Below are 12961 nucleotides of genomic sequence, written 5' to 3' on the forward strand. Positions count from 1 at the left end.
GCTAGGGAATGGCAGACCGGTCGAGGGTCAGCGCAGAACGAAAGGCACGAGACGTACGGGTGGAGTTGCAGCGAACAGGCGGGTACGAGCGGACATCGGGAATCACCATTGTTGTTGTTAACAGCCGGTCTGTTGCCGGCAGTGAGGGCGATCCTAGACGGGGAAGCTTTCAGCCAGCTTTCGCCGGGAAAAGACGGGACGCACGGTCATGAGACTTATGCAGATAAAAATGTGGGAGGGGGCTTGCTCCCGATAGCGGTGTATCAGTCACTGAAGATATTGACTGAACCAAGGCTATCGGGAGCAAGCCCCCTCCCACAATTTGATTGTGTGTACCGCTAAGTCTTTAGGGCAGTTCCAGGCCACCAGCCGCTTTATGCAGCGCACGCAGATGCTCGCCCAGCTGCTTGAGATTGGCTTCACTGGCCGCAATCTCGGCAGCGCGGGACGGATCGAGCAGCGCCCTCACCTCTTTATCCAGCTCGCCGGTCAACGATTGCAGTTGCTTCTGGCGCTCGGCGCTTTCCGATTCCAGGCGCTTGGCTTCCGAAAGCTGCGGCAGGCCATAGCCGCCACTGTCCAGCAACTCGGCCGGGCGACTGAGGAAGCCACTGTTGGCGAGGATCTGTTGCAGCGTGTTGTTGGCTTTCTCCATGCCGCCGTTTTTCAACTCGCGGGCATTGAGGTAGCGCTGCTTGACTTCATCCTGGGCGAGCATCAGCTGCCTGCGATAGCTGGCCTGCTCCAGCAGCAGCAGCGCGGCGCTGGTGCGCAGGTCGGCCTGGCTGAACCACTGGCGACGCGCATGCGCATCCAGGGCCAACCAGTCTTCGACCTGGGTCTGCTTGATCGGCAGGCGCTTGCGCAGCACATCGAACATGGCCTGGTAACGCTCGCGGAACGAGTCGAAGTGATACCCCAGGCGCAGCGCCTCGCGTTTGTCATTCAACACGCTGGTGTCGGCCAGGCCGCGCGCGCTGAGGACTTCGAGCAAACCGTTGGGGGTGATGTTGTCCAGGCCGGTCAATTGCGGGTTGGCACTGCCACTGCGCAACAGTTTCAGGCTCTCCACCGCACAGTTGTTGGAGATGAAGAAGTAGTTGCCGTCATAGCTCCAGTGCATTTCAGCGGCATGTTCGACGGTGTCGTTGATTTCCTGGCGGTTGAGCTTCAGCGGCACCGACGCGAGGCCACGCAGTTCGGTCTTGGTGTATTCGTCGATGACCTGGGCCAGCGGCAGTACGAACAGTCGTGATGGGTACTTGCCCACCAGGCCGTCCCAGCTCGACAACTGTACGTCACCGACGAAGGCGCGGTAGGACAACACCAGGTGTCGGTCCAGGTCCAGCCGACAATCCGGGCCACGCGGGCGACCTGGGGCGCAAATCACCAGGCGCAGCATGCTATGGCCCCAGCGACTGACCAGATTCTGGTTGGCCTCGGCGAGCAGGTAATCGATTTCATACACCCGTTCCGGGTCAATCTGGCCCAGGGGCGTCTTGGCGAAATCGTTGCCGGCGTTCAGGAACGGATAGGTCGTGGCACAGGTGTCCTGCACGGGCGGTGCCCAGCCGAAATGCTCCTTGTAATAGCGGAACAGCGCGGGGCGGCGGCAGGCGTAGCTGGGGTCGAGGAGGAAATACTCCATGTTGACCGCCACGAACTCCAACGGGCTGGTGGTTTCGTAGATATCCGGGCTGCGCACCACCTGATTATTGTGCTGTTCGCGTTCGCCGCGGCGGCCGACGTATTGCGGCCAGCCGGCGAGGTCCAGCAGGCGCGGATCGTCACTTAGGGTAAAGCGACGGTCGTTCTGGCCACGGCATTGGTCGGGCAAACCAATCAAGCCGGTGATGTTGTTCTGGCGGCTGCAGCGTTGGATCAGGGCGCGTTCATCCTTGGGCCACAGGCGCGCACGGTCATAGATGTGGGTCAGTTCATGCAGCACGGTGGCTAGCATTTCCCGGCGCACGGTGCCGTGGGGGCGATTGGTTTTCTGGGTGGCGGCGCTGCCGTCGGTCAGGCTGGCGAGCAGGTTTTGGTTCAAGTCCAGTTCGGACACAAGAGAGGCTTGGCCGTAAGCGTTTGCTGGCATCTTGTCGGTCCAGCCGACATCGATGCGGCGATCCAACTGCTCGATGAAGCGTGGCGGCAAGGCGCGCATCGCATCATCGAGCAATGCCTGGCTGGCCTGCTGTTCAGCCGGGCTCAAGCCATCGGTCTTGAGCCGCAATTGCAGGCTGGCCTGGGCTGTAGTTGCACACAGCAGCACAGCCCCGGCCAGGAGCCAGGCTTTGATACGCCTCACAGAGCGAGAATAGCTTCAGCGAGGGTCTGGTCACTGGCATCACGGGCTTGCGGTACGCGGGTGCGCAGGGTGTCGAAGGCAGCTTCGAGTTGCGCGCCGCGAATCTCGCCATTGGTGGCGACGAAACTGGCGGCATCATCGTGGGCTTCACGCACGATTTTGGAATCGCGGATGGAGGTGGTGGTGTCCGAGGTGAAATCAATGGTACGCGCCGATGCACGCACGACGATGTTACTGGTGGCCTTCAAGGTTTGCGCCTGGGCGACATCGGCCAAAAACAGCAGGCCGAGGGCGGCGACGATCAACGGGCTACGCATTGCGGTGACTCCAAATACAAAGATGATTATTGGACGAGAATTGCTTGCGCCAGTTCAAGGTCGCTTGCATGAAGTTTTGGTTGGGTGCGGCGCAGATAATCCAGTGCGGACTCCAGGCGCGCGCCCCGCCATTGGCCATCAGTGGCAATGAAAGTGGCAGCATCATCCTGGGCGGCCATGACCAACTTGTTGTCGAACGGTGCAGAGGTCACCTTGCTGGTGGCGTACACGCTGACAACGGTGCTCTGGGTGGACACATCAAGGGCCGAAGCCAGGGGTGACCAGCAGGCGGAAAACAATATAGAGATAACAAACAGACGGTATGAAAAAGCCATGGGACTCGACAACTGAAAGCGAGCGCCAAGGCTAGCGCAATGCCCGGGCGAGAGCCAGCGCGCAGGCATCCGGGAGCGTCTGGCGCTCCCTTCTGGTTGCCGTGGATCAGATCGCCAGGATGGCCTGTGCCAACTGTGCATCGGTTGCGGTATTCAGTTGCGGCGCTTGTTGGCGGATGTGGGCCAGGGCACTTTCCAGCTTCACGCCTCGGATGGCGCCTTCACTGGCGACAAAGCTGGCCGCGTCGTCACGTGCGGCCTGTACCACTTTGTTATCGCGCAGGGAGGAGGTGGCATCTGAGGTTGCGTCGGAAGTGGCTTTCAGCGCGCCGACGATCGAGTCGGTGGTCATGATAAAGCTGCTCGCATGGGCATTGGCAGCCAGGGTCAACACAGCAGCAGTGCATAACAGGCGAAGACGGGACATGGGGAAACTCCTGTAGACGAATAATAAGGTGGCGCGAAGCGGCCACTGCGAAACGGACTGGGACTGTTGAGCATCAGACGCACGCTCTACAAGGTTCGCCACGTGGTGAGTGGATATTAGTCTTGCGATTGTCTATTCGGAAGCCTGCAATTAACTGTACCTATCATTTGTTGCATTGATAAATCTGTACCGGTAAGCAGAAATCCCGCGGCTTCAAGCCTCTATCGCAGAAACAACAAAGCCCGCCTCCGGTTACCCGGGGCGGGCTTTGTTTTGATAAATCTGGGTGCTGGCGGTGGACCCGGCGGGTCAGGGCCAGCGGGCGCCTATTAGCGCCAGAACGGCTTGCTCAGCTCTTCGTAGCGTTGAGCTTCGCTTATACCGGCGTCAGCCAGCAGACGCGAATCCAGGCGAGCCAATTGGTGGCGGCTGGAGATGCGGCGCTGCCACAACATCAGGTTGGCGAGAACGCGCAAAGGCAGGGAAGCGTTGGTGTTTACAGCTTTATCTTCGAAGAACAGTTCGGAACTGAGTGTACGTTCCATGATGACATCCTTCCGCTTGTGGCGGGATTAGGTAGTGGTTTAACTGATGCCAATGATCCTCCTCCGGCGCAAGACTCTCTAGATACAGTTCACCTGTATTGTGAGAGGCCAGTTAACTGTTTAATAAGGCTGTACGGTACGAAAATGGGGCAACTGTACCTATCTGCACCTTAAAGGTGCGAAATTGGTGTTTTTTAGGGAAGACGTGGGATATTTCAGTAGGATTTTACCAGTACAGTAGTACAGTTTTTTACTGGGATGCCCATTGGATCTTCGGGCTGATGAAACTGTATTTGCATCAGCCCGGATCTGTATCGATCAACCCTTGAGCATATGCCCGGTCTCTTCAAGGTTGATGTGCCAACTGAGGGCTTCACGCAGGATGTGCGGCGTGTGCCCGCCGATGGCACATGCGGCCTCAAAGTAGGTATTGAGCGCGTCACGGTAGGCCGGATGCACACAGTTGTCGATGATCACCCGTGCGCGCTCCCGTGGTGCCAGGCCGCGCAGATCGGCAAGGCCCACTTCGGTGACGAGAATGTCCACGTCATGCTCGGTGTGGTCCACATGACTGACCATCGGTACCACGCTGGAAATCGCGCCGCCCTTGGCAATCGATTTTGTGACGAAGATCGCCAGGTGCGCATTGCGCGCGAAGTCACCGGAGCCGCCAATGCCGTTCATCATCCGCGTGCCGCACACATGCGTGGAGTTGACGTTGCCGTAGATATCGAACTCCAGCGCGGTGTTGATACCGATGATGCCCAGGCGTCGCACCACTTCAGGGTGGTTGGAGATTTCCTGCGGGCGCAGCACCAGTTTGTCCTTGTAGTGCTCCAGGTTGCCGAATACGTCGGCGTTGCGTCGCTCCGACAAGGTGATCGAGCTGCCGGAGGCGAAGCTCAGCTTGCCGGCGTCGATCAGGTCGAACGTGGAGTCCTGCAGCACTTCCGAGTACATGGTCAGGTCTTCAAACGGCGAGTCGATCAAGCCACACATTACCGCGTTGGCAATGTTGCCGATCCCCGCCTGCAGCGGACCGAGCTTGTTGGTCATGCGCCCGGCGTCCACCTCTTGCTTGAGGAAGTTGATCAGATGGTTGGCAATGCCTTGGGTGTCGCTGTCAGGCGGCGTCACCGTGGAGGCGGAGTCGGCCTGGTTGGTGATCACGATGGCGACGATCTTCTCCGGCGGGATCGGAATGGCAGTGCTGCCAATGCGGTCGTCGACCTTCACCAGCGGGATCGGCGTACGGGTTGGCCGGTAGGTCGGGATATAGATGTCATGCAAACCTTCCAGGTTCGGGTTGTGCGCCAGGTTGATCTCGACGATTACCTGCTTGGCAAAAATCGCGAAACTGGCCGAGTTGCCTACGGAGGTGGTGGGCACGATGTGCCCTTGCTCAGTGATCGCGACGGCTTCAATCACCGCAATGTCCGGCAGTTTGAGCTGGTTGTTGCGCAGCTGCTCGACGGTTTCCGACAGGTGCTGGTCGATAAACATGACTTCGCCGGCGTTGATCGCCTTGCGCAGGGTGCTGTCGACCTGGAATGGCATGCGTCGCGACAGCACGCCGGCTTCGGTCAGTTGCTTGTCCAGGTCATTGCCCAAGCTGGCGCCGGTCATCAGGGTGATTTTCAGGGGCGAAGTCTTGGCGCGTTCGGCCAGGGCGTGGGGGACGGCCTTGGCTTCACCGGCGCGGGTGAAGCCGCTCATGCCGACGGTCATGCCGTCCTCGATCAGTGCGGCGGCTTCTGCCGCGCTCATGACCTTGTTCAACAACGAAGGCAAGCGGATACGATCACGGTACATGAATTGTTATCTCAGGCTACGGAAGCAAGGTGGGCAGTGTAGTGATTTCAAAAAGTTTCGGCCCGCTACCATGGTCGAATGCCAGGTAGCGATTTAGAGCCTTTGGTCGGGTTTCATCCCGTAATAAAAAACCCCAGCCTACGGGAGGCCAGGGTTTGGGGTATTGCGCTGGCGCAGTGTTATTCGACGGCCTTGACCATGTCTTCGATGACCTTCTTGGCATCGCCGAAGACCATCATGGTCTTGTCCAGATAGAACAACTCGTTATCCAGGCCGGCGTAGCCGCTGGCCATCGAGCGCTTGTTGACGATGATGGTCTTGGCCTTGAACGCCTCAAGGATTGGCATGCCGGCAATCGGCGAGTTCGGATCGTTCTTCGCAGCCGGGTTGACCACATCGTTGGCGCCCAACACCAGCACCACGTCGGCCTGGCCGAACTCGGAGTTGATGTCTTCCATCTCGAATACCTGGTCGTAAGGCACTTCTGCCTCGGCCAGCAGTACGTTCATATGCCCTGGCATACGGCCCGCTACGGGGTGAATCGCGTACTTCACAGTGACCCCGCGGTGAGTAAGCTTTTCAGTCAGCTCTTTAAGCGCGTGTTGGGCCCGGGCGACTGCCAAGCCATAGCCCGGCACGATGATCACCGTGTCGGCATTGGTCAGCAAGAACGTGGCGTCGTCGGCCGAACCGGACTTCACCGGGCGCGCTTCCTTGGAGCCAGCTGCCGCGCCGGCATCTACTGTGTTGCCGAAACCGCCCAGCAGCACATTAAAGAAGGAGCGGTTCATCGCCTTGCACATGATGTACGACAGGATCGCGCCGCTGGAGCCCACTAGGGAGCCCGCGATGATCAACATCGAGTTGTTCAGCGAGAAGCCAATGCCCGCCGCTGCCCAGCCGGAGTAACTGTTAAGCATCGACACTACTACTGGCATGTCAGCGCCGCCGATCGGGATGATGATCAGCACACCCAGTACGAAGGCCAGGGCCAGCATCAGTGCAAACGCGGTGAGGTTGCCGGTGAACATGAACGCCAGGCCCAGGCCCAGGGTTGCCAGGCCAAGCACCAGGTTGAGCTTATGTTGCCCGCCGAATTGTACTGGTGCGCCTTGGAACAGACGGAACTTGTACTTGCCCGACAGCTTGCCGAACGCAATCACAGAACCGGAGAAGGTGATAGCACCGATGGCGGCACCGAGGAACAGCTCCAGGCGGTTACCGGCAGGGATCGAGTCGCCCAGGTGCTTGACGATGCCCAGGGATTGCGGCTCGACCACCGCAGCAATCGCGATAAACACCGCGGCCAGGCCGATCATGCTGTGCATAAACGCCACCAGCTCCGGCATCTTGGTCATTTCAACGCGCTTGGCCATGATCGAACCGGCGGTGCCGCCGACCAGCAGGCCAACGATCACGTAGCCGATACCGGCGGTGGCCAGCTCAGCCCCAAGCTTATAGATGAGGCCCACGGTGGTCAGCACCGCCAGCGCCATGCCGAGCATGCCGAACAGGTTGCCGCGTCGCGAGGTGGTGGGGTGCGACAGGCCTTTAAGGGCCTGGATGAAGCAGATCGACGCGATCAGGTAGAGCGTCGTCACCAGATTCATGCTCATTACTTCTGCACCTCTTCTTTCACAGCTTTGGGCGCTTTCTTCTTGAACATCTCAAGCATCCTACGCGTAACCAGGAAACCACCGAATACGTTAACCGCCGCCAGGGCTACCGCCAGGGTGCCCATGGTCTTGCCCAACGGCGTCACGGTGAGGGCGGCGGCCAGCATGGCGCCCACAATCACGATCGCGGAAATCGCGTTTGTCACCGCCATCAAAGGCGTGTGCAGCGCGGGCGTTACGTTCCAGACCACGTGATAACCGACATAAATCGCCAGCACAAAGATGATCAGGTTGTAGATACCGGGGGAGATAAGCTCTTCCATCGTCTGAATCCCTGCTTAGGCGTTTTTGCGGATGACTTGGCCGTCGCGGCACATCAGGCACGCGGCGACGATGTCGTCTTCGAGGTTGATTTCAAACTGCCCTTCCTTGGTGAAGACCAGCTTCAGGAAGTCCAGCAGGTTGCGCGCATACAAGGCCGATGCATCGGCGGCGACAGCGCCGGCCAGGTTGGTCGGGCCGCAGATGATCACGCCGTTTTCCACCACCACCTGGTCGGCGACGGTCAGCGGGCAGTTGCCGCCTTGGGCGGCGGCGAGGTCAATGACCACCGAACCGGGCTTCATTTGCGCCACGGTATCGGCACTGAGCAGGGTTGGTGCCTTACGGCCTGGGATCAACGCTGTGGTGATAACGATGTCGGCCTGTTTGGCGCGCTCGTGTACAGCCAGGGCCTGGCGCTGCATCCAGCTGGTCGGCATCGGGCGTGCGTAACCACCGACACCAACGGCGCATTCGCGCTCTTCATCGGTTTCGTAGGGAACGTCGACAAATTTCGCACCGAGGGATTCGATCTGCTCTTTAACCGCCGGGCGTACGTCGGACGCTTCGATCACCGCGCCCAGGCGTTTCGCCGTGGCAATGGCCTGCAGGCCCGCAACGCCGGCGCCGAGGATCAGCACACGTGCAGCTTTTACGGTGCCGGCGGCGGTCATCAGCATCGGCATGAAGCGCGGGTAGTGATGAGCGGCCAGTAACACGGCCTTGTAACCGGCGATGTTGGCCTGGGAGGACAGTACGTCCAGGCTTTGGGCTCGTGAAGTACGTGGCGCAGCTTCCAGGGCGAAGGCGGTGACGCCACGCTCTGCGAGCTTGGCGATGGTTTCGTTGCTGAACGGATTGAGCATGCCCACCAACACGGTGCCACTTTTGATCAGCGCCAGTTCGCTGTCGCTGGGGGCAACCACCTTGAGGATCAGCTCGGCGCCAAATGCATCGTTGGCGCTGCCAATGGTTGCGCCTGCTGTTTCATAGGCACTGTCGACGATGCTGGCGTTGATGCCGGCACCGCTTTGTACAGTGACCTTATGGCCCTGGCCGATCAGTTTCTTGATGGTTTCCGGGGTGGCAGCCACCCGCGTTTCACCGGTCTGGGTTTCGAGAGGAACACCAATGTGCACGTCAAATCTCCTGCATGATCTTTTTGCTTTTGATCTTTTTGTAAAAAGGCCAGTGCACCGCGAGTGGCGCAACTGGGGCGGCCGATCAGCACGATCCCGCTGAAATGACAGCGGGGCGCGGCATTTTGCAGGCGAACTTTACGGCCTTCAAGGGATTATGACGGGTGACGAAAAATTAACTACAAGTCACCCTGTGACTGATTGTCGCAACATCATGGAATAACCTCATTAAATACAAGTAATTAAAGGGCTGCAGCTGTTTTCCGCTGCTTTTTCCATCTTTGGCGTGAATAGTCGGTTATTGGCTGGTAAGTGTCGCTCCACGCCATGAAAATCATGGCTTGGAGCCGTATTTTTGTTTGATGAGTACAGTCTGTTCAAATGCGACATATATTTATATCTGTAGGATTAAAAATAATCTGACTACAGGGTCAATAATTCGAATTTTTTCCCTCAGGTGCTGGGACTGTAGCGCTGTGATTGGTCGACTAGCCAATCCCTGAAAGCGTGTAGTGAGGCTGATTCGACCTTTTTGTCGGGAATCATCAGGTAATAAGCCTTTTCGCTGCTCAACGCTTCATTGCTGGCAATGACCAGCTGCTGCTCCTTCAGCTCCCGCTGAATGAGGAAGGGCGGAATCAGCGCAACGCCCATGTCATGCGTGGCCGCTTGGGACAACATCGAGAATAGCTCGTATCTAGGGCCTGTCATGTCGCGGGGAACGTTCAGCTGTCGGGCGTTGAACCATTGCCTCCAGGCATAGGGGCGTGTGGTCTGCTGCAGCAGCGGCAATTCGGCGATCTCCTGGGGGGTGAAATGCGTGCGGCCATCGAGTAAGCATGGGCTACACACGGGTACAGGGTTTTCGCCCATGAGTCTGTGGGACTCTGTACCGGACCAATCGGCATCGCCGAAATAGATCGCAGCGTCGAACTCCGTGTCGGCGAATAGGAAGGGGCGTGTGCGGTTGGTCAGGTTGACCGTTACTTCCGGGTGCTGACGTTGAAAGTCCTTGAGGCGCGGGATCAGCCATTGCGTGCCAAAAGTCGGTACCACTGCCAGTTCGATGACGTTGGCACCCTGCTGGCCCATGACGGACAAGGTGTCTCGCTCCACAGCGTCTAGCTGTGTTGCCACTCTGCGGCTATAAGACAGGCCAGCCTCCGTCAACTTCACACCGCGTCGTGAGCGGCGAAACAGTTCGACACTTAAAAACTCCTCTAGGCTGGCGATCTGTCGGCAGATGGCGCCCTGGGTGATCGAAAGCTCTTGCGCCGCCTTGGTAAAGCTCTCGTGACGGGCTGCTGCTTCAAAGCTTATCAGCGCGGTGGTGCTGGGAATTTTTCTGCGCATGTACATTGCCCTCACAGATAAAACGCATTTCTGGCCTGGTTGAGTGTTACGAAGTGACAAATTAGCACAAGCCTATGCGCAAACCTCGTTTGCCCTCTGGGCCGACCCGGCCTAGTCTGCATCCACGACTTCTGATGTTTTGCGCGAGGACTTATTCATGGCTGGCAAGGCAAGCTTCAACTGGATCGATCCGCTGCTGCTGGATCAACAGCTCACCGAAGAAGAGCGCATGGTGCGCGACAGCGCTGAGCAATTTGCTCAAGACAAGCTGGCCCCACGTGTGCTCGAAGCCTTCCGTCATGAAAAGACTGACCCAGCGATCTTCCGTGAGATGGGGGAAACCGGTTTGCTGGGTGCAATGATTCCCGAGCAGTACGGTGGCAGTGGCTTGAATTACGTCAGCTATGGGTTGATTGCGCGTGAAGTGGAGCGTGTCGATTCTGGCTATCGCTCGATGATGAGTGTGCAGTCGTCACTGGTCATGGTGCCGATCAACGAATTTGGTACTGAGGCGCAGAAGCAAAAGTACCTGCCGAAGCTGGCCTCTGGCGAATGGATCGGCTGCTTCGGCCTGACCGAACCCGACCATGGCTCCGACCCGGGCGCGATGATTACCCGGGCGCGCAAAGTAGATGGCGGCTATAGCCTGACCGGCGCGAAGATGTGGATCACCAACAGTCCGATCGCGGATGTGTTTGTGGTGTGGGGCAAAGACGATGCGGGCGATATCCGTGGCTTCGTCCTGGAGAAAGGTTGGAAAGGCCTGAGCGCACCTGCCATTCACGGCAAGGTCGGCCTGCGGGCCTCCATCACTGGTGAAATCGTCATGGATAACGTATTCGTGCCAGAAGAGAATATTTTTCCGGATGTGCGTGGTTTGAAAGGTCCTTTTACCTGCCTTAATTCGGCACGGTACGGGATTTCCTGGGGGGCGCTGGGGGCTGCGGAGTTCTGTTGGCACACGGCGCGTCAGTACACCCTTGATCGTCAGCAGTTTGGTCGGCCATTAGCCGCCACGCAGTTGATCCAGAAGAAGCTGGCCGATATGCAGACCGAAATCACCCTGGCTCTTCAAGGTTGCCTGCGTCTGGGCCGGATGAAAGACGAAGGTACGGCGGCGGTTGAAATTACTTCGATCATGAAGCGCAACTCCTGTGGCAAGTCCCTGGACATCGCACGCATGGCCCGGGACATGTTGGGTGGCAACGGCATCTCCGATGAATTCGGGGTGGCGCGTCACCTGGTCAACCTGGAAGTGGTCAATACCTATGAAGGGACCCATGACGTGCATGCCTTGATTCTGGGGCGCGCACAAACCGGTCTTCAGGCGTTCTATTAATAGGAGCATGGGCATGGGCGCGCTTTCGCATCTGCGGGTACTGGATTTGTCGCGAGTACTGGCGGGACCCTGGTCCGGGCAGATCCTTGCAGACCTTGGGGCCGAGGTGATCAAGGTCGAAAGACCCGGTAGTGGTGATGACACGCGCGCCTGGGGGCCGCCCTTCCTGAAAGATGCTGATGGCGAGAACACCAGTGAGGCAGCGTATTACCTTTCGGCTAACCGCAATAAAGAGTCGGTAACTATCGACTTCACGCGACCGGAGGGGCAAAAGTTGGTGCGCGATCTGGCTGCCAAGTCGGACATCTTGATCGAGAACTTCAAGGTCGGGGGGCTTGCAGCCTATGGCTTGGACTATGAGTCGCTCAAGGAGGCCAACCCGGAGCTGATTTATTGTTCAATCACCGGGTTTGGCCAGACGGGGCCCTATGCAACGCGTGCCGGCTATGACTTCATGATCCAGGGGCTGGGTGGGCTCATGAGTCTGACGGGCAAGCCTGAGGGGGATGAAGGGGCCGGGCCGGTCAAGGTTGGCGTCGCTCTGACGGACATCCTTACAGGGCTCTATTCAACCGTGGCGATCCTGGCGGCGCTGGCGCATCGCGATCATGATGGTGGTGGCCAACATATCGATATGGCACTGCTGGATGTACAGGTGGCTTGCCTGGCAAACCAGGCGATGAATTACCTGACAACCGGAGCGTCGCCGAAGCGCCTGGGGAATGCCCATCCTAATATAGTGCCCTATCAGGACTTTCCCACAGCCGATGGGGATTTCATTCTTACCGTGGGTAATGACAGCCAATTCCGTAAATTCGCCGAAGTCGCTGGGCAGCCACAGTGGGCGGATGACCCGCGTTTCTCCACCAACAGGGCTCGAGTAGCCAATCGTGCGGTGCTTATTCCTTTGATCCGCCAGGCTACGGTCTTCAAGACCACTGCTGAATGGGTGGCAGGGTTGGAGCGAGTGGGGGTGCCGTGCGGACCGATTAATGATCTGGCGCAGGTATTTGCTGATCCTCAGGTCAAGGCGCGGGGCTTGGCGATGGAGCTGCCTCACGCGCTGGCGGGGATGGTGCCTCAGGTTGCCAGCCCGATACGTTTATCCAAGACACCTGTGGAGTACCGTAGTGCGCCTCCTTTATTGGGGGAGCATACGCTTCAGGTGTTGCAGGGGGTTCTGGGGTTGGGTGCAGCTAATGTGGCTGCGTTGAAGGCGGCGGGTGTCATCTGAGTTATTCCCTCTATATAGAAGCACGAAGAGTGTTTTTCTCAAGAGTGCTCGTTTTCTAATCAATCCTAACTTATTGATAGAAAAGCAGAATTAAGTGTTGACGGCAGATTCTGGAAGCCTATAATTCGCCCCACTTCCGGCGCAGTCGAAACGGAAAACTCCTTGGTAAACAATGAGTTATGAAGTTTTCGACGGCAAGTTGCTTCAGTTCATCG

The 12961-nt window shown here is 58.2% G+C and carries 12 protein-coding genes; 2 read left to right on the forward strand and 10 right to left on the reverse strand.

What is annotated here, in order from left to right; genetic code table 11:
* Positions 1–346 precede the first annotated feature (346 nt).
* The 10 genes from ASD70_RS23525 to ASD70_RS23570 form a co-directional block, all read right to left on the reverse strand.
* Complete coding sequence (locus ASD70_RS23525) at positions 347–2308, reverse strand: DUF7844 domain-containing protein (protein WP_056847555.1); 1962 nt, start codon at positions 2306–2308, stop codon at positions 347–349.
* Complete coding sequence (locus ASD70_RS23530; protein ID WP_043048363.1) at positions 2305–2625, reverse strand: DUF2388 domain-containing protein; 321 nt, start codon at positions 2623–2625, stop codon at positions 2305–2307. The genes ASD70_RS23525 and ASD70_RS23530 overlap by 4 nt, the downstream gene beginning before the upstream one ends.
* Before the next feature lie 26 nt (positions 2626–2651).
* Positions 2652–2960: a DUF2388 domain-containing protein gene (locus tag ASD70_RS23535; protein WP_056847556.1), complete on the reverse strand. Its 309-nt coding sequence runs from the start codon at positions 2958–2960 to the stop codon at positions 2652–2654.
* 106 nt (positions 2961–3066) lie between these two features.
* A complete protein-coding gene (locus tag ASD70_RS23540) occupies positions 3067–3387 on the reverse strand; it encodes a DUF2388 domain-containing protein (RefSeq protein ID WP_056847557.1) in 321 nt (106 codons plus the stop codon).
* Between the two features lie 329 nt (positions 3388–3716).
* Positions 3717–3932, reverse strand: coding sequence for a DUF1127 domain-containing protein (locus ASD70_RS23545; RefSeq protein ID WP_043048367.1), 216 nt, complete (start codon positions 3930–3932; stop codon positions 3717–3719).
* A gap of 318 nt (positions 3933–4250) precedes the next feature.
* Positions 4251–5744 carry an acetyl-CoA hydrolase/transferase family protein gene (locus ASD70_RS23550; RefSeq protein ID WP_046070298.1) on the reverse strand — a complete coding sequence of 498 codons (1494 nt, stop codon included), beginning with the start codon at positions 5742–5744 and terminating at the stop codon, positions 4251–4253.
* 179 nt (positions 5745–5923) lie between these two features.
* Positions 5924–7360, reverse strand: coding sequence for an NAD(P)(+) transhydrogenase (Re/Si-specific) subunit beta (locus ASD70_RS23555; protein WP_046070299.1), 1437 nt, complete (start codon positions 7358–7360; stop codon positions 5924–5926).
* The gene (locus ASD70_RS23560) at positions 7360–7683 is read right to left on the reverse strand and encodes an NAD(P) transhydrogenase subunit alpha (RefSeq protein WP_005783507.1); all 324 of its coding nucleotides are present in this window, start codon (positions 7681–7683) and stop codon (positions 7360–7362) included. The genes ASD70_RS23555 and ASD70_RS23560 overlap by 1 nt, the downstream gene beginning before the upstream one ends.
* Positions 7684–7698: 15 nt before the next feature.
* Positions 7699–8820 carry a Re/Si-specific NAD(P)(+) transhydrogenase subunit alpha gene (locus ASD70_RS23565; protein ID WP_046070300.1) on the reverse strand — a complete coding sequence of 374 codons (1122 nt, stop codon included), beginning with the start codon at positions 8818–8820 and terminating at the stop codon, positions 7699–7701.
* A 453-nt stretch (positions 8821–9273) separates the two neighbouring features.
* Positions 9274–10173: a LysR family transcriptional regulator gene (locus tag ASD70_RS23570; RefSeq protein ID WP_056847562.1), complete on the reverse strand. Its 900-nt coding sequence runs from the start codon at positions 10171–10173 to the stop codon at positions 9274–9276.
* A 157-nt stretch (positions 10174–10330) separates the two neighbouring features.
* On the opposite strand from ASD70_RS23570, the gene ASD70_RS23575 reads away from it, so the two are divergent.
* Positions 10331–11512, forward strand: a complete 1182-nt coding sequence (locus tag ASD70_RS23575; RefSeq protein ID WP_046070301.1) for an acyl-CoA dehydrogenase — start codon at positions 10331–10333, stop codon at positions 11510–11512.
* A 13-nt stretch (positions 11513–11525) separates the two neighbouring features.
* Complete coding sequence (locus ASD70_RS23580; protein ID WP_056847558.1) at positions 11526–12746, forward strand: CaiB/BaiF CoA transferase family protein; 1221 nt, start codon at positions 11526–11528, stop codon at positions 12744–12746.
* Positions 12747–12961 lie beyond the last annotated feature (215 nt).

This window comes from Pseudomonas sp. Root569 (assembly GCF_001427465.1).
GTDB lineage: Bacteria > Pseudomonadota > Gammaproteobacteria > Pseudomonadales > Pseudomonadaceae > Aquipseudomonas > Aquipseudomonas synxantha.